23 protein-coding genes are annotated in these 25,944 nt (G+C 68.1%); 9 read left to right on the forward strand and 14 right to left on the reverse strand.

Translation table 11 applies throughout. The features are described 5' to 3' along the window. Position 1 precedes the first annotated feature (1 nt). The 4 genes from ACGFIF_RS40935 to ACGFIF_RS40950 form a co-directional block, all read right to left on the reverse strand. On the reverse strand, positions 2–1,594 hold the full coding sequence (locus ACGFIF_RS40935) for a peptide ligase PGM1-related protein (protein WP_393162678.1): 1,593 nt from the start codon (positions 1,592–1,594) through the stop codon (positions 2–4). Beyond that, entirely contained in the window at positions 1,591–2,709 is a 1,119-nt protein-coding gene (locus ACGFIF_RS40940; protein ID WP_393162680.1) for a response regulator, read from the reverse strand. Before ACGFIF_RS40940 ends, ACGFIF_RS40935 begins: the two co-directional genes overlap by 4 nt. 115 nt (positions 2,710–2,824) lie before the next feature. After that, positions 2,825–3,208 carry a response regulator gene (locus ACGFIF_RS40945; protein WP_393162682.1) on the reverse strand — a complete coding sequence of 128 codons (384 nt, stop codon included), beginning with the start codon at positions 3,206–3,208 and terminating at the stop codon, positions 2,825–2,827. Further along, on the reverse strand, positions 3,205–5,445 hold the full coding sequence (locus tag ACGFIF_RS40950; RefSeq protein WP_393162684.1) for a GAF domain-containing protein: 2,241 nt from the start codon (positions 5,443–5,445) through the stop codon (positions 3,205–3,207). Before ACGFIF_RS40950 ends, ACGFIF_RS40945 begins: the two co-directional genes overlap by 4 nt. A gap of 243 nt (positions 5,446–5,688) precedes the next feature. Between ACGFIF_RS40950 and ACGFIF_RS40955 the strand changes: the two genes are divergently transcribed. Further along, positions 5,689–7,725: a phosphocholine-specific phospholipase C gene (locus tag ACGFIF_RS40955; protein ID WP_393162687.1), complete on the forward strand. Its 2,037-nt coding sequence runs from the start codon at positions 5,689–5,691 to the stop codon at positions 7,723–7,725. Positions 7,726–7,731: 6 nt separating this feature from the next. On the opposite strand, the gene ACGFIF_RS40960 is transcribed toward ACGFIF_RS40955, so the two are convergent. The 5 genes from ACGFIF_RS40960 to ACGFIF_RS40980 are packed head-to-tail and all read right to left on the reverse strand — an operon-like array spanning position 7,732 to position 13,240. After that, positions 7,732–8,625, reverse strand: a complete 894-nt coding sequence (locus tag ACGFIF_RS40960; RefSeq protein WP_393162689.1) for an ABC transporter ATP-binding protein — start codon at positions 8,623–8,625, stop codon at positions 7,732–7,734. Further along, a complete protein-coding gene (locus ACGFIF_RS40965) occupies positions 8,622–9,437 on the reverse strand; it encodes an ABC transporter ATP-binding protein (protein WP_393162691.1) in 816 nt (271 codons plus the stop codon). The genes ACGFIF_RS40960 and ACGFIF_RS40965 overlap by 4 nt, the downstream gene beginning before the upstream one ends. Continuing rightward, positions 9,430–10,305 (reverse strand): ABC transporter permease, encoded by an 876-nt coding sequence (locus ACGFIF_RS40970; protein ID WP_393162693.1) that lies wholly within the window; start codon positions 10,303–10,305, stop codon positions 9,430–9,432. Before ACGFIF_RS40970 ends, ACGFIF_RS40965 begins: the two co-directional genes overlap by 8 nt. A gap of 5 nt (positions 10,306–10,310) precedes the next feature. Next, positions 10,311–11,405 carry an ABC transporter permease gene (locus ACGFIF_RS40975; RefSeq protein WP_393162695.1) on the reverse strand — a complete coding sequence of 365 codons (1,095 nt, stop codon included), beginning with the start codon at positions 11,403–11,405 and terminating at the stop codon, positions 10,311–10,313. Continuing rightward, the gene (locus ACGFIF_RS40980; protein ID WP_393162697.1) at positions 11,402–13,240 is read right to left on the reverse strand and encodes an ABC transporter substrate-binding protein; all 1,839 of its coding nucleotides are present in this window, start codon (positions 13,238–13,240) and stop codon (positions 11,402–11,404) included. The genes ACGFIF_RS40975 and ACGFIF_RS40980 overlap by 4 nt, the downstream gene beginning before the upstream one ends. A gap of 293 nt (positions 13,241–13,533) precedes the next feature. Between ACGFIF_RS40980 and ACGFIF_RS40985 the strand changes: the two genes are divergently transcribed. Together ACGFIF_RS40985 and ACGFIF_RS40990 are read left to right on the forward strand one after the other, a co-directional pair. Continuing rightward, the gene (locus tag ACGFIF_RS40985; RefSeq protein ID WP_393162699.1) at positions 13,534–14,349 is read left to right on the forward strand and encodes a class I SAM-dependent methyltransferase; all 816 of its coding nucleotides are present in this window, start codon (positions 13,534–13,536) and stop codon (positions 14,347–14,349) included. A 36-nt stretch (positions 14,350–14,385) separates the two neighbouring features. Further along, positions 14,386–16,176, forward strand: coding sequence for a BTAD domain-containing putative transcriptional regulator (locus ACGFIF_RS40990; protein WP_393162701.1), 1,791 nt, complete (start codon positions 14,386–14,388; stop codon positions 16,174–16,176). On the opposite strand, the gene ACGFIF_RS40995 is transcribed toward ACGFIF_RS40990, so the two are convergent. Further along, positions 16,173–19,133: a sacsin N-terminal ATP-binding-like domain-containing protein gene (locus ACGFIF_RS40995; protein ID WP_393162703.1), complete on the reverse strand. Its 2,961-nt coding sequence runs from the start codon at positions 19,131–19,133 to the stop codon at positions 16,173–16,175. The two genes, ACGFIF_RS40990 and ACGFIF_RS40995, sit on opposite strands and share 4 nt — an antisense overlap. A gap of 116 nt (positions 19,134–19,249) precedes the next feature. Between ACGFIF_RS40995 and ACGFIF_RS41000 the strand changes: the two genes are divergently transcribed. Next, positions 19,250–20,047, forward strand: coding sequence for an SGNH/GDSL hydrolase family protein (locus tag ACGFIF_RS41000; RefSeq protein ID WP_393162705.1), 798 nt, complete (start codon positions 19,250–19,252; stop codon positions 20,045–20,047). A 23-nt stretch (positions 20,048–20,070) separates the two neighbouring features. Further along, entirely contained in the window at positions 20,071–20,649 is a 579-nt protein-coding gene (locus ACGFIF_RS41005) for a GNAT family N-acetyltransferase (protein ID WP_393162707.1), read from the forward strand. Between the two features lie 102 nt (positions 20,650–20,751). On the opposite strand, the gene ACGFIF_RS41010 is transcribed toward ACGFIF_RS41005, so the two are convergent. Continuing rightward, a complete protein-coding gene (locus tag ACGFIF_RS41010) occupies positions 20,752–20,928 on the reverse strand; it encodes a hypothetical protein (RefSeq protein WP_393162709.1) in 177 nt (58 codons plus the stop codon). Between the two features lie 153 nt (positions 20,929–21,081). On the opposite strand from ACGFIF_RS41010, the gene ACGFIF_RS41015 reads away from it, so the two are divergent. The 3 genes from ACGFIF_RS41015 to ACGFIF_RS41025 are packed head-to-tail and all read left to right on the forward strand — an operon-like array spanning position 21,082 to position 23,374. Further along, on the forward strand, positions 21,082–21,480 hold the full coding sequence (locus ACGFIF_RS41015; RefSeq protein WP_337006691.1) for a GntR family transcriptional regulator: 399 nt from the start codon (positions 21,082–21,084) through the stop codon (positions 21,478–21,480). Next, positions 21,477–22,376, forward strand: coding sequence for an ABC transporter ATP-binding protein (locus ACGFIF_RS41020; RefSeq protein ID WP_393162712.1), 900 nt, complete (start codon positions 21,477–21,479; stop codon positions 22,374–22,376). Before ACGFIF_RS41015 ends, ACGFIF_RS41020 begins: the two co-directional genes overlap by 4 nt. After that, the gene (locus tag ACGFIF_RS41025) at positions 22,373–23,374 is read left to right on the forward strand and encodes an ABC transporter permease (RefSeq protein ID WP_393162714.1); all 1,002 of its coding nucleotides are present in this window, start codon (positions 22,373–22,375) and stop codon (positions 23,372–23,374) included. The genes ACGFIF_RS41020 and ACGFIF_RS41025 overlap by 4 nt, the downstream gene beginning before the upstream one ends. 79 nt (positions 23,375–23,453) lie before the next feature. Here the strand turns inward: ACGFIF_RS41025 and ACGFIF_RS41030 are convergent, their stop codons facing one another. After that, positions 23,454–23,951, reverse strand: coding sequence for a MarR family winged helix-turn-helix transcriptional regulator (locus ACGFIF_RS41030; protein WP_393162716.1), 498 nt, complete (start codon positions 23,949–23,951; stop codon positions 23,454–23,456). Positions 23,952–24,048: 97 nt separating this feature from the next. Between ACGFIF_RS41030 and ACGFIF_RS41035 the strand changes: the two genes are divergently transcribed. Next, a complete protein-coding gene (locus tag ACGFIF_RS41035) occupies positions 24,049–24,834 on the forward strand; it encodes a tetratricopeptide repeat protein (RefSeq protein WP_393162718.1) in 786 nt (261 codons plus the stop codon). A gap of 6 nt (positions 24,835–24,840) precedes the next feature. Here the strand turns inward: ACGFIF_RS41035 and ACGFIF_RS41040 are convergent, their stop codons facing one another. Further along, positions 24,841–25,563 carry a YqjF family protein gene (locus tag ACGFIF_RS41040; RefSeq protein WP_393162720.1) on the reverse strand — a complete coding sequence of 241 codons (723 nt, stop codon included), beginning with the start codon at positions 25,561–25,563 and terminating at the stop codon, positions 24,841–24,843. A gap of 4 nt (positions 25,564–25,567) precedes the next feature. Next, positions 25,568–25,894 (reverse strand): hypothetical protein, encoded by a 327-nt coding sequence (locus ACGFIF_RS41045; protein ID WP_393162722.1) that lies wholly within the window; start codon positions 25,892–25,894, stop codon positions 25,568–25,570. Positions 25,895–25,944 lie beyond the last annotated feature (50 nt).

Genomic DNA, 25,944 nt, shown 5'->3' on the forward strand with positions numbered 1-25,944 from the left:
CTCAGACCGGAAGCGGATGTTCCACGAAGGCCTGTTCGGCCTCCGCCAGCACAATGCGGGAAGCATCACGGTATCGGCGATCCGCCTCCGCCGGGGTGTCGCCCACCGCCGTCAGCCCGAGCCGGCCCTTCTCCGTCAGGCAACTGATCATGTGGAACACCACGCCGACCTGCCGCGACTGGTCGAAGTGCAGCCCGTGCCGCGCCACGATGTCGAAGACGTCCGCCGGCACCAAGCCCTTCAGCAGCTCCGACTCGAGGTGATCGGTGGCGACCAGATGTTTCTCGTGGCCGCGCGGCGTGATGAACAAGGCGGTCCGCGGGTCGTACCGCCCGTCGGTCAGGAACTGCAACGTCAGGAACGGATGCGTCGTCCCGCCCTTGCGCAGATTCAGCTCGATCGCGTACGGCGTCCAACCGCCGCCGGAACCACGGACCACGACGAAATCGACTGCGAATCGCCCAAGCGCACCTTCGGTCGCCAGTCGCCGCCCGATCGTCGCGGCGTGTTCCGAGATCAGGCGTGCGTATTCCGGCGCGGCCGGGAACACACACCCCAGATACCGCTGGCCACTCGCTCCACCCAGCAGCTGATCGTGTGTGGACAGCAGCTCGACCTCGCCACCGGGCAGCACCCGGAGCTGGACGCTCGGGCTGCGCAGCTCGTCGCCGACGATCCGCTCCTCGACGATCCCGCCGTTCTCGGCGAACTTGGCGATGTAGACGTCGAAAGGCGTCTTCTCCGACTCCAGTTCCATCTCGCGCAGCCGCTTCATCACCTCGTCGCGCTCCGCCGGCGCACCGGGTGCGGGCAGTCCGTTCAGCCGGACCACCGCGTTGCCCTCGCCCGAGACACCCTCGTTGAGCTTCACGATCGCGCTGTCCATCGTGGGCCGCCCGGCCCGCATCGCGAGCACCGCGTCGGCGATGTCGTCGAGGCTGCGCAGGTTCTCCGCACCGAGCGGATGCGGGACACCCACCTCGGCGAACATCCGCCGGCACCCGGACTTCGACCCGAGTGGTGCCAGCCGGGGATCGGCGGCGTACATCGGGATCCCGAGGCTGAGCGCGACATCGCGTTCGAGCTCGGTCGTGTTGTACGGGATCAGATGCGAGCGGGCGGGGTTCGGGATCAGCCGGGCGATCCGTCGCAGCAGCCGCGGCCGGGCGAGCAACTTCTCGCTGAGCGAGATGGGCGACGCATCGTGGACCGAGATCAGCGAGAGCCGGGCCCGCGCATGACTCGGGATCACGCCCGGCAGCAGGGCCAGGTAGTACTCCACGATCTCGGGAGCGATCGGCATCGAGGTCACGTAGACCATCCGCAGCCGCGGTTGTCGCAGCAGCACCAGCAGGAAGAGGAAGCGCTCCTCGTACGCCTGCATCATCGTCCCGGTCCCGGTGGTCTGCGTCCGATCCAGCGAGATCGACGGTACGACGACCACGGACTCGTCGTCGTGGTTCAGCCGCATCGCCTCCCACACCCCGGCCATCCGCGCCTGTAACTGGTCGAAGGAGCGGTAGCGCTCTTCCTCGGTGAGGGTGGACAGTCCACGCGCCGCCTCGTCGGGCGCGGTCCACAGGTCGCCGGTCATGACGCGATCCTGGAGTTGTCGAGACCGCGGATGCTGAAGGCGTGCACGGTCCGGCTGAAGCCACGGACCTCCCGCAGGCCCGCATCCTCGCCGATCACCACATCGCCGGCGGCGCTGTAGACGCGTTCGGTGGCGAGGATCTGCCAGGGCTCGGCGTCGGCGCACAACCGGGCGGCGAGGTTCGTCACGCTCCCGATCGCCGCGTAGTCGAGCCGTGCGTCGAAGCCGATCGTGCCCAGCGTCGCGTACCCCTGGGCGACCCCGATACCGAGCCCGAGGTCGTGCCCGCGCCGCCCCCAGGCCTCGGCCAGCCCGCGGACCCGGGTCCGCATCGCCACACTCATCCGCAGCGCCCGCAGCGGACCGTCCTCACACCGGACCGGGTCGTTGAAGAACACCATCAGGCCGTCGCCCGTGAACCGTTCCAAGGTTCCCTCGAACCGGAAGATCAGGTCACCGAGCGCGTGGTGGTACTCCTCCAGCACGCCCATCACCTCTTCCGGCTCGCTCGCCTCCGCGAACGTGGTGAAGCCACGCAGATCGCAGAAGACCACGACGATCTCGCGCCGATGGCTGGCCAGGAACGACTCGTCGCCGGAGTCCACGATCAGCTCGGCCAGTTGCGGACTGAGGAACCGGCGCAACCGGCCCATCCGCTGCAGCTGCGACACCTGACTCTCGACCCGGGACTCCAGCTCCTGGTTCCACGCGGTCAGCTCGGCGGCCTGGCGTTTGATCGTGTCCTGGTACCGCTTGATCCTGGCCAGCGACGCCACCCGGGCCAGCAGTTCGCTCTGGTTGACCGGCTTGGTCAGGAAGTCGTCCGCCCCGGCCTCGAGCGCCTTCACCTTCTGCTCGTCACCGCTCGCCGTCACCATCACGACCGGCAGGTACGCCGTGTCCACCTGGTCCCGGATCCGCCGGCACACCTCGTACCCGTCGATCCCGGGCATCAGGATGTCGAGCAGCACCAGATCGATGTCCTCGGCACCGATCTGCTCCAGCGCCTGCTCCCCGGACGACGCGGTCAGTACGTCGTACCCGCGCGGAGCGAGAATGGCCTCGAGCAGCCTTACGTTCGGCGGCTGGTCGTCGACCACCAGGACCCTGGTCATGGGGCCTCCCGGTCTGGACTGAGGAGCGTAGGGAGCGAAGCGACTGGAGCGACGAGGGAAGACCGGGAGCCAAGGCCCCATGACCCGCCGCGCCGGAGGCGTGGCATCAATACAGTCATGTGACACCTCCGAGGCGGAGAAAGTCCTTGATCTGCTGGGGAAGGCGACGGATGCTGATCGGCTTCTCGACGTACCCGGTGAATCCGGACGCGAAGGCGTGCTCGCGGTCGTGGTCCATCGCGAACGCCGTCACCGCGACCACCGGTACCTCGCGAGTCCGCGCACCGGACCGGATCCGGCGCAAGGCCTCGGCGCCGTCGATACCTGGCAGCTGCAGGTCCATCAGGATCAGGTCGGGTTCCTCCGACGCCGCCAGCCGGACGCCGTCCTCACCCGAGGTCGCCTCGATCACCTCGTAGCCGGAGAACTGCAGGACGTCGCGCACCAGCTTGAGATTCTTCGGATTGTCTTCCACCACCAGGATCCGGCTCGGACTCATCGATCCTCCCCCTTGTCGTCTGCCACGGCTCCGACGGCCGCCAGGGCGTGGAGCAACGCGTCCCGGCTGACCGGCTTGACCAGATAGGCGGCGGCACCGAGCGCGGTACCGCGAGCCCGTTCGTCGACGATCGACACGATGATCACCGGGATGTCGCGGGTCACGGGCTCTGCCTTCAGCGCCTGCAGGACGGCCCACCCGTCGATCCCCGGCAACCGGATGTCCAGCAGTACGGCGGCCGGCCGCACTCGCCGGACGGCGTCCAGACCGGACTGCCCGTCGCCGGCCACCGTGACCCGGAGCGCCGCACCGGACAGGTACGCCGTGATCAGGTCGAGCGACGGCCGATCGTCCTCGATGACGACGACCGCGCCGACCGACCGGGCCGCATCCTGCCGATGCTCGTCCTCCCTGCTGCGCAAGGAGAAGCCGAAGGTGCTGCCGACGCCGACCTCGCTCTCCAGCCACATCCGTCCGCCGAGCAGCTCGACGATCCGGCGCGACAGTGTCAGCCCGAGGCCGGTCCCCTCCTCCTGCGACGGACCCCGGCCGCCCTGCTGGAACGACTCGAAGATCCGCTCCCGATCCTCCGGCGGGACGCCGCGACCGGTGTCGGTGACGGCGATGTGGACCTCGGCGCCGGACCTGGTGGCCCGGACCACCACCGAGCCGCCGTCGCCGGTGAACTTCACCGCGTTCGTCATCAGGTTCAGCACGACCTGTTTCAGCCGCAGCTCGTCGGCGTACACCTGATCGATCCCCGGCCCGATCTCCACCCGCAGGTCGACGCCGTGCGCGGTCGCGCGCTCGCGCAGCATCGACGCGGTGTTGTCGAGCAGCCGCCGCAGCGGGAACGTCGAGTACTCCAGCTCCATCCGGCCGGCCTCGACCTTGGACAGATCGAGGATCTCGTTCAGCAGTTCGAGCAGGTGCTTGCCCGAGCCGTGGATGTCGCGCAGGTACTCCTCCTGCCGCTCGTTCAGCTCGCCGAACATGCGCTCCAGCAGTACTTCGGAGAATCCGAGTACGGCGTTGAGCGGCGTCCGCAACTCGTGCGACATACTGGCCAGGAACTCGGACTTGTGCCGGCTCGCCACCTCCAGCTCCGCACTGCGCTGCTTCAGTTCCCGGAACAACTGCGCGTTCAGCAGCGCCAGCGTCGACTGATCGGCGAACATCTCCAGCAACGTCAGCGTCTCGGCCGAGAACTCACCGGGCCGCTTGCGGCGGACCACCAGTGAGCCGAGGATCTGCCCCTCGCGCAGCAGCGGTATGGCGACCAGTGAGCGCCAGCCGGCTTCGTACAGCACGGCCAGGTGCGGATCGAGTTCGGCGGCGCCGAGGTCGGGCACCGCCAACGGCCTGCCGAGCTTGGCCGCGCGGCCGACCAGGGTCTCGTCGAGGTGGATGCGGGTGGACCGCAGCCGTTCGATCACGCTCGGAGCGGTCTGGTACACGCTGCGGACCAGGAAGCACCGCTCGTCCTGGTCGTACTCCATGATCGAGCCGCCGTCGGTCGCCGAGATCCGGACCGCGTGCTTGGCGATGGTCGACAACACCTTGGTCACGTCGAGGCTGGAGTTGACCGCCTCGCCGACCTCGCGCAGCGCCTCCAGCTCGCCGACCTTGTGCGCCAGCTCGGCGCCACGAGCCTCCAGCTGCTGCACGAGCTTCACGCTGTTGACCGCCATCGCGGCCTGCCCCGCGAACGCGGTGACGAGGTTCTGCTCGCGCTCGTCGAACGGGCTGACCTCATTACGCCACACGGCCAGTGCTCCGACCACTTCGTCGTCGACGAGCATCGGTGCGCCCATTGTGGTCCGAAATCCCGCCACCCGCTGCAGTTCCTGCCGACCGTAGGCCGGGTCAGCCAAGACGTCGGGGATCTGCTGAGTCGTGTGATCGAGCCCGACCCGGCCGATCAAGGTGGCCCGATCGACTGGTGTCGGATGGTCGATCAGGTACCGAGTCGCCTCTGCCGACAGTCCAACCGCTTTGCTGAGCTGGTAGTACCCGCCATCGAGCAGATAGAGCTGCGCGGCCTGCGAGCGGCACAGACGTCGTGCGCTCTCCACGACGGTGGTGAGCACCGTGTCCGGGTCACCCGCCGAGCGGCCGACCGCGGAGAGTACTTCGTTCGCCGCAGCGAACTGATCCGACAAGGCCGCGAGCTGTCCTTGGAGCCCCTGGTGCTCCACCCCTGTTCCGGCGCCCCCAGCGAGCGCCCGCCCGCCCATCGCAGCCACCCCTCCCCCGAGTCCCCCAGGCCGCGCAAGTCCAGTCTCCCGCCGTTCGAGGCGGGGAGCAATCACTCTCCGGGTGATCGAACCATCGTTTGAACGCTCGGAATGGTTTGGAACTCGCCGTGTGCGAACAGCAGAGTTCATCTTCCGTCGTTTAATCGTTCAGGTTAGGGTGCCTGCGATGCAGTGCTGGTGTTCCAGACTCCACCCGCCCCACCGCCCACCAGGAGACCACGCATGCCAGACATCAACCGTCGCAGGTTCCTCCAGCTCGCCGGTGCCACGGCCGCGTTCAGCGCGATGGCGAACAGCATCGAGCAGGCCGCCGCGATCCCGGCGCAGCGCCGGCACGGCAGCATCCAGGATGTCGAGCACATCGTCGTCCTGATGCAGGAGAATCGTTCGTTCGACCACTACTTCGGCACCCTCAAGGGCGTCCGCGGCTTCGGCGATCCCCGGCCGGTGACGCTGCCGAGCGGCAAGCCGATCTGGCACCAGACGAGCAGCACCGGCCAGGAGACGCTGCCGTTCCACCCGGAGGCCGACGACCTCGGCCTGCAGTTCCTCCAGGGCCTGCCGCACAGCTGGCCGGACGGGCACCAGGCGATCAACAGCGGCAAGTACAACCAGTGGATCGCGGCCAAGTCCGCGGTCACGATGGCCTACCTGACCCGCGAGGACATCCCCTTCCACTTCGCGCTCGCGGACAAGTTCACGATCTGCGACGCGTACCACTGCTCGTTCATCGGCGCGACCGATCCGAACCGCTATTACCTGTGGACCGGCTACACCGGGAACGACGGCACCGGCGGCGGCCCGGTGCTCGGGAACGACGAGCTCGGCTACGGCTGGACGACGTACCCGGAACGGCTCGAGCAGGCCGGTGTGTCGTGGAAGATCTACCAGGACATCGGCGACGGTCTGGACGCGGCCGGCCACTGGGGCTGGATCGACGACGCGTACCGCGGCAACTACGGCGACAACTCGCTGCTGTACTTCAACACCTACCGCAACGCCGCTCCCGGGAATCCCTTGTACGACAAGGCCCGCACCGGGACGAACGCCAAGGCCGGTGAGAACCTGTTCGGCCAGTTGGCCGCCGATGTGAAGGCCGACCGGCTGCCGCAGATCTCGTGGATCGCGGCGCCGGAGGCGTTCAGCGAGCACTCGAACTGGCCGACCAACTACGGCGCCTGGTACATCTCCCAGGTCCTCGACGCGCTCACCGCGAACCCCGAGGTCTGGAGCAAGACGGCCCTGTTCATCACGTACGACGAGAACGACGGCTTCTTCGATCACATCGTCCCGCCGTACCCGCCGGCCTCGGCGTCCCAGGGACTGTCCACCGTCGACACGGCACCCGACTACTACCCGGGCAGCAGCAAGTACGTCGCCGGCCCGTACGGTCTCGGCCCGCGCGTCCCGATGTTCGTGGTGTCGCCGTGGAGCACCGGTGGTTACAGCTGCTCGGAGGTGTTCGACCACACCTCGATCATCCGGTTCATGGAGAAGCGGTTCGGCGTGCACGAGCCGAACATCTCGCCGTGGCGCCGCGCGATCTGCGGTGACCTCACCTCGGCCTTCGACTTCGGTACGTCGAGCACCCAGCCCGCGGAGCTTCCGGACACGTCGGGCTACGAGCCGCCGGACAACGACCGGCACCCGGACTACCGGCCGACGCCGCCCGCGGTCGGCAGCATCCCGGCCCAGGAGCGCGGCCGGCGCCGTACCAGGCCGTTGCCCTACGCACCGGTCGTCGACGGCGCTGTTGCCGGTGGCAAGTACACCCTCACGTTCACGTCGGGGTCCAAGGCCGGCGCCCAGTTCCTGATCACGGCGGCGAACCGCACCGACGGCCCCTGGACGTACACGACCGAGGCCGGCAAGAGCATCGCGGACAGCTGGAACACCGTCTACTCCAACGGCGTCTACGACCTGACCGTGCACGGCCCGAACGGCTTCCTGCGCACCTTCAAGGGCAAGCCGGCCACCGGCCTGGAGGTCACCGCCCGCGAGAACGCCCACAGCGGCGACCTCGACCTCACCTTCACCACCGACGTCGCCCGCCGCGTCACCATCTCCAACGCGTACGGCGGCAAGCCGAAGCGACTCGACCTCCGCCCCGGCACGACCACCTACACGAGCACGACCACCAACCGCTGGTACGACGTCCAGATCCTCACCGACTCCGACCCGACGTACCTCCGCCGCTTCGCCGGCCACGTCGAGAACGGCACCATCGGCCTCAGCGACCCCGCCATCCGCACCGTCTGACCCGGATCAAATGATCGGGGTCTCCGGGCCGCTGGTGGTCGCGGGGGCCTTCTCGGCCTCCTCTTCCTCGTCGAGTTCATCGACCCGGATGCGGCTGGTCCAGCGGTCGTCGGGGTCGGGTTGGGGGATGGAGTCGAGCAGGAGCTGGGTGTAGGGGTGGGACGGCTCGTGCATCACCGTGGAGACCGGACCGCGTTCGACGATCGAGCCCTTGGTGATGACCATGACCTCGCCGCCCAGGTAGTAGACCGTGGACAGGTCGTGGGTGATGAAGAGCGTGGTCATCCCGTGCTCACGCTGGAAGTCGAGGAGGATGTCCAGGAAGTGCTTGCGCACCTGGGCGTCCAGCATCGACACCGGTTCGTCCGCGATGATGAACGACGGCCGCAGCATGTGCACCCGGGCCAGCATGATGCGTTGCCGCTGGCCGCCGGACAGCTGGTGCGGGTACCGGCCGAGCACGTTCTCCGGCTCGAGCCGGACCGCCCGCAGCGACTCCTCGATCAGCTCCAGCCCCTTGGACCGGCTGGTCGTCAGCCCGAACTTCTTCACCGCCTTCCAGAGCGCGCGATCGACCCGATAGAACGGGTTGAAGATCGCGTACGGGTCCTGGAACACCGGCTGGACGTCGCGCCGGTACTCGTCGTACTCGGCCCGGCTCAGCTTGAAGATGTCCTTGCCGCCGTACAGCACCGACCCGGCCGTCGGCTTCTGCAGGCCGAGCACGTTGCGGGCGATGGTGCTCTTCCCGCTGCCGCTCTGCCCGACCAGGCTGACCACCTGCGGCGGCTCGGGCGCGAGCGTGAAGCTCACGTCGTCGACGGCGGTGATGTAGCCGTCGGCCACCCCGCGGGCGTGGAATCGTTGCTGTACGCCACGAAGTTCGAGCTCGGACTTCATGATGCCCTCCTCCGTCCCAGCCGCGGGATCGATTCGATCAGCTGGCGGGTGTAGCCGTCCTGCGGGTTCTTGAACACCTGCCGTACGTCGCCGACCTCGACCAGCCGGCCCTCGTACATCACCGCGACCCGGTCGACCAGCTGCGCGTGCACACCCATGTCGTGCGAGATCACCATCAGCGTCACGCCGAAGTCGGTGCGCAGATCGGCCAGCGACTGCAGGATCACCCGCTGGATGGTCACGTCCAGCGCGGTGGTCGGCTCGTCCGCGATCACCAGGTCGGGTTCGAGGGCGACCGCGATCGCCATCAGCACCCGCTGCTTCATCCCGCCGGACAGCTCGTGCGGGAACATCCGGGCCACCCGCGGCTCCAACCCGACCTGGCCCAGGAGCTTCGGGATCAGCTCGGGCAGCGACTCCCTGCGATCGGGCGCGTGTTCCAGGATCACGTCCTTGAACTGGTCCTGCACCCGCATCACCGGGTTGAGCGAGCTCATGGATCCCTGCGGCAGGTAGGACAGGGCGCTCCAGCGCAGGACCCGAAGCTCCTCCCCGTCGACCTTCAGCAGATCCACCGGCGAACGCTTGGCCGGCCGGAAGATCGCCGAGCCCGCCGTCACCTTGCCTGGCGGTTTCAGCAACCGCAGCAGCGCGACCGCGAGCGTGCTCTTCCCGCTGCCCGACTCCCCCGCGATCCCGAGGATCTCGCCCCGGCGGACGGCGAGATCCAGACCGCGGACCGCCTTCACGTCACCACGGCTGGTCGAGTACGTGACGTCGAGACCCTCGATCTCCAGCACCGAGTCACTCACCGGTCACTCCCCTCAGCCGTGGGTTGTAGACCTCTTCCAACCCGATGTTGACCATGTTCAGCGCCGCGAACAGCAAGGTCAGCAGCACGATCGGCACGGCGAACATCGGCCACGCGCCCAGGGTCAACGCGCCGGTGGTGATCGCGTTGAAGATGATCTGCCCGAGGTCGACCACCCCGCCGGGCCCGAGGCCGATGACCTCCAGCCCGACCAGACCGAAGATCGCACCGAGCGCCGAGGACGCGAACCCGACGCCGATGAACGGCAACAGGTTCGGCAGCAACTCGGTGGTGATGATCTCCAGGTCACGGGCCTTGGTCACCCGGGCCAGATCGACGTACGGCCGGGTCCGCAGGCTCAGTACCTGCGAACGGATCGTCTTGGCGGCGAACGGCCACGAGAAGATCGAGATCATCACACCGACCTGGAACAGGGTGACGTTCTTCGCGTACGCCGACAGCGCGATCAGCAACGGGAACGTCGGGATCACCAGCAGGATCCCGGTGAACGTCGACAGCACCCCGTCGATCCAGCCGCCCTTGTACCCGGCGACGAACGCGACGATCACGCCCACCACGGTCGAGATGACACCCGCGATCGCCCCGATCTGCAGCGACACCGACAGTGCCTTGACCACCATCGCGAACACGTCCCGGCCGAACTGGTCGGTGCCGAGCAAGTGGTCCGCGGACGGCACCAGCCACTTCTCGTACGCCGCCACCTCGAGCGGATCCTCGCCACCACCGACGGCCTTCGTGATCAACGGGCTGCACAACGCCAGCAGCACCATCACGCCGAGGATCACCAGTCCGGTCGCCAGCCGCCGGCTGCCCCGGATCGTCCGCACCACCGCAGTCAGAAGTCTCATCGCGATCACTTCCAGTACTTGACCCGCGGATCCAGCAGCGGGAGCAGGAGGTCGAGGATCAGGACGGCGGTCAGCACGGAGAAGATCGCTATGTTGGTCACCCCAAGGATCGTGTTGAAGTCGAGCTGCTGGATCGCGGTGACCAGCGTCGTCCCGAGCCCCGGGTAGTTGAACAGCTGCTCGACGAGCACGTTGCCGTTGAAGATGAAGCCGAGCGAGATGCCGAACGCGGTGATCTGCGGCAGGTAGCAGTTCCGCAGCGCGTACCGGGTCAGGATCCGCGAACCCTTCAGGCCCTTGGCCTCGGCGTACACCAGGTAGTCCTCGCCGAGGATCGGGATCATCAGCATCCGGGTGGACAGGATCCAGCTGAACGTCCCGATCAGCACGATCGAGAACGCCGGCAGGAAGCCGTACTTGAGCACGCTGCCGATGAACTCCGGCGTGATCCCCGGACTGATACTCGAGTCGTACGCCGATCTGGCCGGCAGCATGCCGAGTGTGTACGCGAAGATGTACACCAGGATCAGCGCGACGAAGAAGTACGGCACGTGCGACAGCGCGATCGACAGATTGGTCGCGATCCGCGATCCGAGCTTGCCGCGCCGCCAGCCCGCGATCGCCCCGATCACGACGCCGAAGATCCAGGCGAGCACGGCGGAGATGCCGAGCAGTCCGATGGTCCAGGGCAACGACCTGAGGATGACGGTCTGCGCCGGCGTCGGGTAGTTGATCAGCGACGGCCCCATGTCGCCGTGCAGGACCAGCTTCTCCATGTACTTGACGTACTGGGCGAACAGGTTGCCGTCCAGCCCGAACTCGTGCTGGTACCGCGCGATGAGCTCGGCGCTCGCCTGCTGGTTGTAGATGTAGTTCTGCTGCAGGGTCTGGATCAGCGTCTGGATCGGGTCACCCGGCATCAGCCGGAAGAAGAAGAACGCGATGGTGAGCGCGCCCCACAGCTCCACCAGGTAGAGCCCGAACCGGCGCAGCCCGTACGCCGCCAGCGGGTGCCGCGACAACCAGGCCCGCACCGGGGACACGGGTGCGGAGGCCTGGCTCTTGTCGACAGTGACCACCGGCGGGGCTTCCGCCGTCACGCCGGTCCCTTCTGCCCGGTGGCCTTGATCTTGGCGAGCACGAAGATGAAGTGTGGCCACCAGTTCAGCGGCACCTCGTAGAGGTCGTCGTCGGTCGGCCAGCCGGACCAGAACGCGGTGTTGAAGAACTGCGGGTACCCGGTCTGGATCACCGGGAGCAGCGGCAGCTTCTGGAAGTAGATCTCCAGCGCCTGCTCGAGCAGCGGTTTCGCCTCCTCGCTGTTCGGGTCCATCCCGGCCAGCTTCTTGGAGATCTCGTCGAACTGCGGGTCCCGGAACCGCATCTTGTTCCTGCCGGCGGCGTTCTTGCCGATCGGCTGGGCCTTGCTGCTCTCCCAGTCGGTGTAGAGCTGCTCGGGGTCGATGGCGAATCCGGCCCAGCTCGAGTCGATGTCGTACTCGCCGCGCTGGAACTTCTGGTCGTGCACGCTGCCGGACAGGCTGCGCAGCGTGGCCGGCACCCCGACCTTGGCCAGGTCGGTCTTCAGCACGTTGGCGATCGCGTACTCGTCCTTGTCGACCGGCGCGGGCGTGATGATCTCGAGGTTGATCTCCTTGCCCTTGTACGTCCGCTTGCCGGCGGCGTTCTTCGGAGCGATCTCGTCGAGCAACTGGGTCGCCTTGTCCAGGTTGTACTCGTACTTGTACTTGTTCGCCAGCTCGTCGTTCTTCCACTTGTCGTTGGTCGGGTAGTCGGCCCACGGGTAGACGGCCGGCGGCACCTCGACCTGCCAGACTGACTTGCCGATCTTCTCCCGGTCCAGGCAGTGGTTGATCGCCTGGCGCATCTTCGGCTCCGCGATCGCGCCGCGGGCCGGGTCGCAGTTCAGCCACAGCACCCGCGGGTTCGGGTCGTGGAACTGCGTGGTCTGCAGCGCCGGGTAGCCGGTGTTGCGCAACTGCTTGGCGTGCTGCTCGTCGATCGAGCCGACGTCGAACTCGGCCTTCTCGAACGACAGCGAGGCCTGGTCGGCCTGCTTCGAGGTGCTCTGGAAGATGACGTACTGCGCTTTGACGTCGAGCTTGTCCTTGTTCCAGTAGTTCGGGTCCTTCTCCCAGACGAACATCTTCTGGTTCCGGATCGCCTGCTTCAGCTTGTACGGGCCGGACCGGACCGGCGGGTTGTCCTTGTACTTCGTCGGGTCCTGCGACTTCCAGACGTGCTCGGGCATGATGTTGTTCGGCGCGCCGGCGATCGCAGCGATGAAGTTGTAGTGCAACCGCGGGGTCGGCTTGAGCAGCTTGACCACCGCGGTGTGCGGGTCCGGGACCTCGACGTCCTTCACGAACTCCTTCAGCTCACCACCGCCGCCGAACAGGTCCGGGCGGTCCTTCAGGAGCATCACGGTGAACCTGAAGTCGTTGGCGCCCAGCGGCTTGCCGTCGTTCCAGTGGGCCTTCGGGTCGAACTTGATGGTCAGCTCGGTGTGGTCGTCGTTGTACTTGTACTCCGTGGCCAGCCACGGCGTCAGCTTGCCGGTGGCGAAGCTGAGGAAGAACAACGGCTCGGTGGCGAGCTCGACGCCGGCACCGCCGGGGGAACCGTTCGGGATCATCCCGTTGAAGCTGTCGAAGACCGTGTACTCGACCTGGCCGACGATGACGGTCTGGTCCCGTGGGGTCGGGATGTTGGCCTTGCCGATCTGGACCGACTTGGTCGCGGCGGGCTTGTTGTCGGCAGGCTTGTCGGAGTACGAGCCGCCATCGCCGGAGCAGGCGGCGAGCAGGCCGGTCAGCGCGGCTGCCGCGCCTCCTCCGACCAGGGTCCGACGGCTCAGCTGGTAGCGGATGACGTCAGCGACGTCTTCGAACTGGGGGCGCGGCGCTTCGTTCATGACGAAAGTCACCTCCGTTTTCGTTGCGCGGACAGGGCGATCACCGACCGAGAGGTGCCACGGACTATAAGTAGCGTTGACAACGTTGGCAAGACTTCATTGCCACGTTGGAACAATCGCCGCGAATCCGCTGATCAGTCGATATACCAACCTCTGACAACGTTGGTTCGCTCTGCGTAACGAACCTCAGGCGGGAACGACCTCGGATCGTCACACGCCGCATCACACGCAGACCCTCTTTGATCGGTACGACGGCCGCACCGGGCGGTCGCGAATTTCCCAGGGGGAGACACATGACGAACACGACGGTGGACTTCGAGGCGATCAAGGACAAGCAGCGGGCTGCCTGGCAGACCGGCGACTACCCGCGGGTCGGCAACACGCTGCAGATCATCGCCGAGCTCCTGGTCGAGGCCGCCGACGTCCGCGCCGGGCAGCGAGTGCTCGACGTCGCCTGCGGTCAGGGCAACGCGGCGATGGCGGCGGCGCGGCGGTTCGCCGAGGCGACCGGCATCGACTACGCGGCGAATCTGCTCGAGCAGGGCCGGGAACGCGCCGCGGCCGAACACCTGCCGGTGACGTTCACCGAGGGGGACGCGGAGAAGTTGCCGGTTCCGGACACCTCGTTCGACCTGGTCTGCAGCACGGTCGGCGTGATGTTCGCGCCGAACCACCAGCAGACCGCGGACGAGCTGGTCCGGGTGACGGCTCCGGGCGGCAAGATCGCACTGGCGTCGTGGACGCCGGCCGGCATGATCGGCCAGCTCTTCAAGACCGTGTCGAAGTGGGCCCCGCCGCCGGCCGGTGTGAAGGCACCGACGCTGTGGGGCACCGAGGACCACCTCTTCGAGCTGTTCGGCGACCGGGTCGAGTGGGTCGCGCTGAACCGGCGCGAGTTCGTGTTCCGCTACCACTCGCCGGAGCACTTCTCCGAGTGGTTCCGGGACTTCTACGGCCCGATCACCCGCCTGGCCGGAACGCTGGACGGCGAGGACCTGAACCAGTTCGCTCGCGAGCTCGCCGACGTACCGCGTCCGTTCGACTACGCAGACGACGGCACGGTCGCCGCCCGCGCGGAATACCTCGAGGCGGTGGGAATCCGCCGCTGAGCAGGTGACACTGGTCTCCGGGAGGGGGAGAGATCAATGGTGACGATTCGGCTGCTCGGTCCGCCGGTGATCGAGCACGGCCGGGAGCCGGGTCGTCAACCGCGCGGGCGGAAGGCATGGGCGCTGCTCGGCTATCTGTTGCTGGCCGAGCGGCCGCCCAGCCGGCGCCGCCTTGCCGAGCTGTTCTTCGCCGACGCCGAGGATCCGCTCGGCGCGCTCCGGTGGTCGTTGGCCGAGCTCCGCCGCGCGATCGGCGTACCGGACCTGCTCACCGGTGATCCGGTGGTGACAGCGCTGGACGGTACGACGACCGTCGATGTGCTGGCGTTGACCGAGCCGTCGGTGGAGCCGGAGCTGCTGCTGAAGCTCGGTGGTGAGCTCCTCGAGGGTGTGGACCTGGAGTCCTGTCCGGAGTTCGAGTCGTGGTTGCTGGTCGAGCGTCGCCGGGTCGCAGGGGTTGTCGAAGCGCGGATGCGGCAGAACGCCATCGCCCTGGTCGCGGCCGGGCAGGCGGCCGCCGCGATTCCCTTTGCCGCAAAGGCGATCGAGATCAATCCGCATGAGCAAGGCAATCACGAACTGCTGATCCGGAGCATGGCCACGTCAGGCGATCGGGTCAGCGCGTTGCGGCAGGTCGCGATCTGCGAGGACCTGTTCCGCCGCGAACTCGGCATCGGGGTGTCCGAGACACTCCGGGACGCCGCGGAGGTTCGGCCGAAGTCGGGTCCACCGCTGAGCGGACGGGCCGCGGCCGTCAGTCAGCTTCAGGCCGGCCGGGCGGCGATCGTGGCCGGCGCGGCCGACGCCGGTCTGCAGTGCCTGCGCCAGGCCGCTGCGCTCGCGGTTCAGTGTCACGACAAGACGCTGGAGGCACGGGCGCTTGCGGCTCTCGGCGGCGCTCTCGTGCATGCGATCCGCGGTCATGACGAGGAAGGCGCGATCGTCCTGCACGAGGCCGTGACGGTCGCCGAGGAAGCCGGTGAACGGGCGACGTCGGTGTTGGCCCTGCGCGAGCTGGGTTTCATCGAGGTGCAGGCCGGCCGGCGCAAGACCGGCGACGAGTGGCTGACCAAGGCCCAGGCCCTCGCCGAGACCGATGCGGAGTGCGCTGCGATCCTCGGCGTACGGGGCATGAACTCCTCGGACCGGGCCGACTACCCGGCTGCCTTCGAGCAGTTGGGGGAATCGGCCGAGCTCGCTGCCCGCTGTGGCGATCATCGGCAACAGGCGTGGTCACTGTCCCTGGTCGGCCGGGCGCATCTGTTGCGTTCGGAGTACAGCCAGGCCGCGACGATCCTGGCCGAATCGCTTGACCTCGTCCGGCAGGAGCGCTGGATCGCCTTCCTGCCCTGGCCGCAGGCGCTGGCCGCCGAGCTCGATCTGTACGCCGGGAAGCTCGACAACTCGGCCGAGGGGTTCGAGCAGGCCTGGGCGCTTGGCTGCCAGCTGAACGATCCGTGCTGGGAAGGGATGGCCGGCCGCGGGCTGGCTCTCCTGCACGCCGGTCGGGGCGACTACCCGGGCGCGACCGAGTGGTTCGATCTGGCGTTGACCCGGGCCAGTCGCGAACCGGATCGCTATCAGTGGGTGCACGCGCATGTCCTCGACACCGCCGTCGGGACCGCCCTCGATCAATCCGACGAGGAGCGGGCCCGGCGACTGGCGAGCAGTCTCTCCTCGCTCGCCGGCCGGTGTGACCTGCGGGAGATGCAGGTTCACGCCCAGCTTCACCTCGGTCGGCTGGGAGATCAACGGGCCGCCGCAGCCGCGCGGTCGCTGAGCGCCGACATCGACAATCCGGCGTTGCGAGACCTGGCGAGTCGTTAGTCGAACGCTGCGTCGACCAGGAGTTCGGAGCTGCGGTCGGGTTCGTTGAGCACCGCGCGGATCACGTGCCGTTGGTCCCACCGGCCGCTCGCCCACGCGAGTGCCTTGGCCAGCCCGTCGAACGTGGCCGCATGCGGAGCACCTTCGTCGTCCACCCACCACGACACCTCGACCCCGTCCACCATGAGTTCCTCGTGCTCCCACCACGTCGGCGGGACCTCCGGGACCAGTTCGCGCACGATCGCCGGCACGTCGGCCGCCGTACCGGCGCCGTCGATCTTGCCCTGGGCAACTTCCTGTGCCATCGGTACGTCGAACAGGTCGCTCAACCCGTCCGCGGCCGCACCGGAGGCGACCACGAAACCGCCCAGATCCTCACGCTGCAACCACATCGGACCGTCGACGACCACCGCCCGGCCGGCCTCGGCGACGCGAGTCTCACCGTCGTCCGCGAGGACCCGGACCTGCTCCGGCGCATCACCCGGGAACACCGACAGCGTGCCGAGCTGACTCCACAACCGCAGGATCGCGCTCTCCTCGACGTCCCGTTCCGGGTCGGCCAGACGTTCCAGCAGCAGACTGATGCCGTCGGCATCGAGATCGCCGACCTCGCGGACCAGTCCGACCGCCGTACGCACCTCGGGATCGAGTCCGGCCGTCCACGCCGGCGCCTCGTCGAGGAAGCTCGCCAGCACCGGATCGGCATCCGGATCGGCCCGGCCGGCCAGGGGTTCGCCGTCCTCGAGCATCACGCGCTCACGGATCCACCAGGCCGAGTACGGCGGGACGCCGAGCGGCCGGTCATCGGGACCGACCACGCGGACCTGGGTGACCAGCGCGCGGCGGAGATCGGGTGACGAGCCGAACAGTTCCAGGACCCGCGGCCAGGCGTCATCGGTGATCCAGTCGAGGTCGCGGATCGCTGCGAGTTCGCCGACGGTTGCACCGTACCGGGATCCGTCCGGTGCCACGTCGTACGCCCAGTCCTCGATGCCGTCGAGATCGTTGAGGGACTCGGGCAACTCGTCGAGGGCGACATCCGAGGCGGTGACGACACCGAGGGTCGCGAGTACGCCGACCGCCTCAAGCGCAGGCAGTCCGTAGCGATCGAGGAGCGCCCGGTCGACCGGTGCGACCTCATCCTCGTCGAGGACAGACTCGGCTTCGGAGCCGCGGATGACGAGCGCGTTCGCCGGGACCAGGTCGCCTTCGTCGTCCCGCAACGCGAGGTCGGCGAGCCACCACAGTCCCTCTGCTTGGGTCGGATCGGCGGCGACCAGGCTCAGGACAGCGTGCGCGATCCCGTCCGGATCGTCGGCTTCCAGCGAGTGCTCGACCGCGGTGCGTACGGCGCTGTCCTCCAGCAACGTCCGTGGAGTCGCCGGGAGGGCGCCGAGTCGTTCGAGCGCTGGGTCGACGGCGTCGGGGTGGACGATGCGTACGCCGTACTCACCGAATTCCTTCAGCACGTCGACGGGGAGCTCCGGGCCGGGGAGCAGCAGGCCGCGGACAACGCGGACGAGGCGGCCGTCGGCGAGCGGGACGGGCAGAGTGCCGAGGGATTCGCGCAGCAGCGCGTCCTTCACCATGCCGGCGAGTGACGCGTAGAGGGTGCGCCACCACTCGGGTGATTCCTCCACGCCGAGTTGGTCGACGACCTCGGCCAGCTCGAGCCTGCGGACTCCGAGTACGTCCAGCGCGGTGCGGAATTGCAGACTCGACCGGATCAGCCCGGGCACGATCGGCGCGAGCACAGCAGTGAACGCGTCATCCGCGCCCTCCACCACGACCGCATCCCGCGGCCGGAGCAGCTCCCCGTCCTCCACTCCCCTGAGAATCGCCGTCCCAGGCAGCACCGCAACAATCTCGTCCCGGATCGCCCGATCCAACGCCCCCGCCGCCAGCCCAGTGGGCACCAGCTGCAGCACGTCGTCCCCATCCTCAACACGTCGCCGCAGCAACTCGGCGTACGCGCTGCCCGCCTCCCGCACCAACCGATCCGTCAACGCTCCCTGCGCCACATGCCGCCGCGTCGGATCCAACGGAAAACTCGCCAACAGCAACGCCCGGAGACTCAACGGCTCGTCGGTCGGGGTCGGCGCCTGCACGACTCCTGGAAGCGCGACAGCCTCGTCACGTGGAAGCGCCCAGAGCACAGACCACTGAGGGCGGGAGCGTTCCTCCGTCGGGCGGTCGGCCAGTAGCTGTTGTCTTTCCTGCTCATCGAAGACACCGGCCACACGATGCACATGCCAGCGGGACTCGGCGTCCGCCAGGGTGCGACGACCCTCAACCGTCTCGATCTCGATGCGTTCGAGACCAGGCAGCGCCAGGAGGAGCGCATCACCGGCGTCGTCGAGCAAACGGCGTACGAGCGCGGCAGCTGCCTCATCGCGCAGCGGCAGGATGACGGCAGTGTCGTACCCCTCCGGCGGCTCCCCCTCCGCCTCGAACGGCAGGCGCAACACAGGCACCTGGCCGTCACGCCGCCGTACCTCCGTATCAAGTCCAGCAGACCCCAGCCCCGCGATCGCCGCCGCCGTATCCGCCTTCGAGAACCGCACCCCACCGGACCGCGACAGAATCACCGGCTCATCCGTCACCGCCAGCACAGCGGAGAACCCGACCCCGAACCGCCCCACCGCGCCCTCGTCCCGCTTCGCCGACGCCCGCAACGTCGCCAGCGACTCAACCCCGTCAGCGGTCAGCGGCGCACCGGTGTTCGCAACCACCAACGTGCTCCCCCGGAACGAGAAGAGCACCCGCCCATCCACTCCCGCCCGAGCAGCCGCATCCGCCGCGTTCTGGGCCAACTCGACAACGACCCGGTCGACGTACCCGCCGAGCGCCAGATCCTCTTCGGCGTTCGCGTCCTCCCGAAACCGCACCGGAGCCGCCGCCCACCCAGCCAGCACCCGCTCGCGAATCCCAGCTGTCCCGAACTCGTCGTCACTCACGCCGTGCAGTATGCCAAGGAACCGGAGTGTGCCTGCTGGAGCAGGCAGCTCCGCCCCACCGGGCCCGTTCTGGCGGCGCCGGCCTCATCGGGGCAGGTCGCGGCTAGGGTGGTGCGGTGATCGCACCCGGCAGCCGGTACGTCGCCCTCGGCAGCTCGTTCGCCGCGGGCCCAGGAATCAACCCGATCGTGCACAAGGCGGCGGGGCGTTCGGGCAACAACTACCCGCACCTGGTCGCCGCCGAGCTCGGGCTCGACCTCGTCGACGTCACGTACTCCGGCGCGACCACCGCGAACATCCTCGACACTCCGCAGGACGAGGCTCCACCCCAACTCGACGCCGTCGGACCGGACACCGCCCTGGTCACGATCACTGTCGGAGGCAACGATCTCGAGTACGTCGGGACGTTCATCCGAGGCAGCATGCTCAACACCCTCGCCAAACCAGCGACCATCCTCGGCCGCCGCGTCGCGAACCGGATCCGCGCCCGGGTCAGCTACCTCAAGGACGACGCCGCCTACCAGGCAGTCACCGACTCCCTCGTCACCGTCGTCGAGCGGGTGCGGGAGCGGGCTCCTGCGTCGCGCATCGTCCTGGTCGACTACCTGACACTGGTCGGACCGAGCACTCGTCCGCGTCGCGACGTACCGCTCAACGAGGAACAGTTGCCCAGCATCGCGATGATGGCCGACGGCCTCTCCGCCGCCTTCGCCAAGGCGGCCGCCACCGCAGGTGCCGACCTGGTCGTGTCATCGGCCGCGAGCCGGCAGCACGCGATCGGCTCACCCGAGCCCTGGACGACCGGATTCACCCTCCGCCCGCCGGGATTCCCCGGCGCTGTCGTCCCGTACCACCCGAACGCGGCCGGCATGCGAGCCGTCGCGGACCTGATCGTGCGGACGCTCAAAACGTAGGCTCGGAAACGTAAGCTCGGTGCATGCAGGTGCGGCAGGCATCGGAGACGGACGTCGACGCGGCGGTCCGCACCCTGGCCCGCGCGTTCGAGGACTACCCGATGACGCGGCTCGGCCTCGACCCGGACGACTACCTCGACCGGCTGACGCGGTACCAGCGACTGTTCCTGACCGGGATCGGCCTGCCGCACGGCCGGGTCTGGGTCACCGACGACACCAGCGCCGTCGCCGTCTGGACCACCCCGGCCACTCCCCCGGACGCCTTCGCCCCGCACGCCGACGAGTTCACGAAGCTCGCGGGGTCGCGGGCCGCCCTGGCCAAGGAGTGTGAGCAGGCGATGGGCATCTTCCGGCCACGCGAGCCGGTCTGGTTCCTCGTCCTGGTCGGCGTCGATCCGGACCGTCAGAACCAGGGCCTGGGCCGAGCCGTCATCACCCCCGGCCTGGCCGCCGCCGATGCCGAGCACTCCCCCGCCTTCCTGGAGACCTCGGAACCCACCAACCTCACGTTCTACGAGTCCCTCGGCTTCACCGTCACCGCCGAACTGGAGCTCCCCCACCACGGCCCCATCCACTACTCGATGTACCGCCCACCCCACTGACGATCCGAACGTCTCCGCGGCCGCGAATCCTCAAGGCTCGGGCTTCCTCCCGGTCGCCACAACCACCCCTGGGTCCGCACCCCCCGCCTGACCCCACCGGCGTCAGCGGGCTCCGGCGGTGCGGAGCCAGCGGATCGCACGACGGGCAGTGCTCGTCTCATGCGCGTGCTGCGGCTCGTTTCCACGCTTGGTCGCGCGGCGCTTGGGCTGCTTCGGGGGGATGGTCGGCTGGGTGTTGCCGAAGTGGGTGAGGGAGACCATCAGGTTCAGCGGTTCCATCTGTCCGTCCTCCAGATCGGGGCGCCCGGTGCGGGTGCCTACATCTGGAAGTCGGAGCCGATCGCGGCTTCTTGACATCGCTCACGGGCATCTAGTCAGACGTGGCCAGTTGTCTTATTGTCTTACTTGAGTAGGACAATAGGGAGGTGTGGCGTGATCGAGTTCCATCTCGACGGTCACTCGAAGGTCGCGACGTACATGCAACTGGTGCAGCAGGTCCGGCAGTCGCTACGGCTCGGCCTGATCGACCCGGGTGACCAGCTGCCCCGGGTGCGGGAGGTCGCGGAGGCTCTGGCGATCAACCCCAACACCGTCCTGAAGGCCTACCGGCAGCTGGAACTCGAAGGGCTCGTCTCCGCGCGCCCAGGCGTCGGCACCTTCGTGACACGATCGCTGGCCGGCCCGTCGCTGGCGAATCAAGCCGCACTCCGGCACGAGTTGGTCGGCTGGCTCAACCGGGCCGCGACCGCCGGACTGGATCAGGAGGACATCGTCGCCCTGGTCGAGACCACCCTGCGGGCCACGTTTCAGGAGGGGGTAGAGCAGGCATGAGGACGGCGCTCGAGACCACCGGCCTGGGCAAGCGGTACGGCCGGACCTGGGCCTTGCGGGACTGCACGCTGCGGCTCCCGACTGGCCGGGTGGCCGCCCTGGTCGGCCCGAATGGTGCGGGCAAGACGACCCTGCTGCACCTCGCGGTCGGACTACTCCGGCCGGACGCCGGATCCGTCCGCGTTCTCGGCCGTACGCCGGCCTCCGACACCGGACTGCTGACGCAGGTCGGGTTCGTCGCCCAGGATGCGCCGATGTACCCGGATTTCACCGTTCCGGATCTGCTCCGGATGGGCCAGAAGCTCAACCAGCACTGGGATTCCGAGCTCGCATCCGGTCGACTCGAACGGCTGCGAATCCCGTTCGATCGCAAGGTCGGCAAGCTGTCCGGCGGCCAGCGGGCCCAGGTGGCGCTGGCTCTCGCATTGGCCAAGCGCCCTGAGCTCCTGCTCCTGGACGAGCCGGTCGCGAGCCTCGACCCGCTGGCCCGGCGCGAGTTCCTGCAAGCGCTGATGGGAGCCGTGGCGGACGACGGCACGACCGTCCTGCTGTCATCGCATCTGGTGGCCGACCTGGAACGGGTCTGCGACTACCTGATCGTGCTGCAGGAGTCGCGGGTGCAGGTGATCGGCGCTGTCGACGATCTCCTGGCCGAACACAAGCTGCTGATCGGTCCGCGTCGCTCGACGGCGCCGGTGGGGGTGGCGGCCGTCGTCCGGGACAGTCACACCGACAAGCAGACGACCCTGCTGGTGCGCACCAACGGGCCGATCCTCGACCCGGCCTGGGCCGTCCGTGACCTCAGCCTCGAGGAACTGGTCCTCGCCTACCTCGCCGAACCATCCGCGGGAGTCCTGCCGGGACCGACGCCGCTCGGGATGGATCTGAGGTCATGATCTGGATGACGTGGCGGCAGCACCGCCAACAGGTTCTGTTCCTGCTCCTCGCCATGGCCGCGGTCGCCGCGCTGATCGTGCCGACCGGCCTCAGGATGCACGACGTCTTCACCGACAGCGGCCTGGCGGACTGTCTGCACCGGACAGCCGACTCCGAGTTCGTTGCCGTCGGCGACGATTCGCAGACCGACTGCGGTGAGCTCGCGAACCAGTTCCTGGCTCGGTTCGGCAACCTGCAGCCGCTCGCGGTCCTGCTCGCGGTGCTGCCCCTGCTGGTCGGGTTGTTCCTCGGTGCGCCACTGGTCGCCCGTGAGGTCGAGCACGGTACGCACCGGCTGGTCTGGACGCAGGGGGTCAGCAGGCTCCGCTGGGCGCTGGTCAAGTTCGGTCTGGTCGGAGCAGGCTGCCTTGCGGTCGCCGTCGGTTACACCCTGCTGATGAACTGGTGGATCCGTCCTCTGAACGGGGCGAACGGCAGCCGCTTCACGGTGCTGATCTTCGACCAGCAGGGAATCGTGCCGATCGGCTATACGCTCTTCGCGGTCGCGCTCGGCATCTTCGCCGGCACCGTGACTCCGCAGGTGATGACGGCGATGGCCACCACCCTGGTCGGCTTCCTCGCCGTACGACTCGTGCTCGCCGGAGTGGCTCGGCCGCACTTCCAGGCGCAGCGGGAGCGCACGTTCCCCGTCACCAGCAATGTCGAACCGAACCAGCTGAACGGCGACTGGATCATCCGCACCGGCATCTACGATGCGTCAGGTGTGCAGATTGCGGCGAACCAGCAACGGTCATGCCGGATCGAATCGCCGCCACCGACCGCGACGCCGACCGGACCAGTGCCAGAAGGCTGCGAAGAAGGGCTCTACAACCTGCAGGTCTATCAGCCCGCCGGCAGGTTCTGGCTGTTCCAGGCGATCGAGACCGGCATCTTCCTTGCTCTGGCGGCGATCCTGATCGTCCTGGCCGTCCATCGCGTCCGGCGCCGCATCTCCTGAGCCCCGGCACGAGTCCGTCGACCAGCGGCGGCCGGGAGACCGGGGTCGCCGGCTGGTTCGCAGCCTGGTCTGCACCGGGTCAGCCGGACTTTCTCTCCGTGGCCTGGACGAGGCGGCGGAGGAGGGCTTCCAGGCGGATCTGGTCGCTGGAGGAGAGCTCGTGGATCAGGGTCTGTTCGACGTGCTGGATCTGGTCGATGCCTCGTTCCCACAGCTTGTGGCCGGCGGGAGTGAGGGTTGCGCCCACCTTGCGGCGGTCGTCACGGTCGTGGGTGCGTTCGACGTACCCGCGTTTCTCGAGCGCGTCCAGGCGGTTGGTGAGCGCGGCCGCCGACATGCCCAGCTGCTTGGCCAACTCCCCCGGCGTGGCGCGGTACGGCGTACCTCCGCGACGAAGCATGTGGAGGGTCTTGAACTCCCACCACTGCAGCCCGTACTCGGCCAGCACCGCGTCCCGGTGCCGATCCAGGTACTTCGTCAGCACCTGCAACCGGACCGCGATCCCCTCGACCCTGCGATCCAGGTCGGGCAGCTCGTTGGCCCAGAGGTCGACATGGTCATCCACCGAATCCTTCACCCATCTAACTTTTCAGTGACTGAAGGTTAGTTGTCAAATATTTCGACGTCGAAATACTCTGCGAGCATCACCACCAACTCATCCGTGAGGACATTCCATGGCCGAGCTCGCCGTACCCGCCGTCATCACCGCCGCCACCCACCTGATGCGCGCTGCTCAGTGGACAGCCGCCACCGACCTCCTTCGCGCCGCAACCGCCGACAACCCGGCCGACCAGCGCGCCCTGAGCCTTGCGCGAGCCGAGGTCGCGGTAGACCAAGACTTCGCCCAGCAGACAGACCACGCCGCCCCAGCCCTCGCCGCCGCGGCCGAAGCTCTCACCGCGTTGCCCGACCCCACAGCTGCCTGGGACCTCGAGATGCTGTTCCTCCGGAAGAAGTACGCAACGAAGCTCTTCAGCACCTCGCAGCAGTCCGACCCGGGTGCCGGCGGTGAGGAGCTGGCGGGGTGGGTCGAAGGGCTTCGAGACAGGGCTCCTGATGGCGCCCGGCGCGGGATGGCGTGCTTCTACGCGGGACTCATTGCCGACAACCTGCTCGGCAAGCACGAGACCGCTTTCGCCTGTTACACCGAAGCCCTCGCGCTCGGGGAAGGTTGTTCGGACGATCTCCTGGTTTCGTTGGCGTTGCGCCACCTCGGCGACCACGCGCACACGGCCGGCGATCTCGAGCAGGCGCGACGGCAGTGGGAGCAGTCGACCGAGCTTCGGCAGAAGGTGGGCCACCTTCTCGGAGCGCTGGCTCAGCAGACGTTGCTGGCTGTTCTTCTGCGAGCTGAAGGCGACACGGCCGGTGCACGCGCACTGGCGACCGAGGTCAAGCGGTGGTCGGAGCAGGTCGGGCTGCCCTTCATCAGCAAGCAGACCGCCGAATTGATGGCGTGACCAGCACTAGGCGCGGAATGGCAGCGCGAACTCTGCTGGGACCCCGGGGCTGTAGGCGACGTGGTCCGGTGGGTTGGTCAGATGGCCGAGGCCTACTGAGGCCAACAGTCCCTCGTCCTCGAAGCTGACCAGCTCCGCGGCGTGGAGCGTCCAGGCTGGGTGCTGGTTGGGGAGGTACCAGGTGCGGCCGGCTCGCGAGATGTGCAGACCCCAGCGCGCGGTGAGGAAATGCTCCAGCGGCCCGAGCTCCACCGGTTGGCCTGTGCGTACGCCGATCGCAACGGAGGCTCGGACACCTGGCCACCGGAGTGTCGACGTGTAGGTGTGGTGGTTGCCGTCAGCAACATGGGTCATGCGAGCCCAGCGGTACGGGAGGCCGAAGACGGTTCGGGCGGCCGTGACGACAGCCAGGCGGTCGGCGTCCAGGCTGAGGAAGACGACACCGCGCCGGCCTGAGGTGTCGACGGAGTACAGGCGGATGTTGGTTTCCAGGAACGTACCCAAGTACGGGACCGCCGGCCCGTGCGGAAGACCGGTGTCGATCATCCGGAACGGCACGAGGCCGACGAACGTACGTCCCTCGAAGGTGTCCGGCCTGACACCAGGTGGAAAGAAATGCGCGACGTCGGACGGGTCCACGGCCCAGTGCAGGAAGGTCAGATCACGCCACCCTTGCTGCAGAATCCGCGGTCGCCGGAGCGAAGGCGCCGCGGGCCAGATCGCGTCCACCGGCTCAGTCGGCGCTGGGCCGGACCTCGCAGGTCGGGCGGCCGTCGTTCAATTCGCAGACGATGTACGGCGCATCCTCGCCGGACTCGGCGGCCGCACGCCACGGCATCACCGCGTCGCCGCTGAGCAGCGCGTCGAGGGTCTGGAGCTCCGGATCGCGCTGTTCGGCGTGATGCCGGTACCCGGCGGCTCCGAGCGCCAGCGCGATCGCCATGCCGAGCAGATTCACCTCGGTCGGCTGTTCCGGCGCAACCGAGTCGGCCGCCGGCTCGAACCTGATGCCGTGATCCGGAACCTCGACGATCCGCGCGACGTACCTGCCAGCTGTCATGCCATCGAGCGTAAACCCGGAGGTCCCCGATCTGGTGGTCGGGGACCTCC

Source organism: Kribbella sp. NPDC049174 (assembly GCF_043197365.1).
Lineage (GTDB): Bacteria > Actinomycetota > Actinomycetes > Propionibacteriales > Kribbellaceae > Kribbella.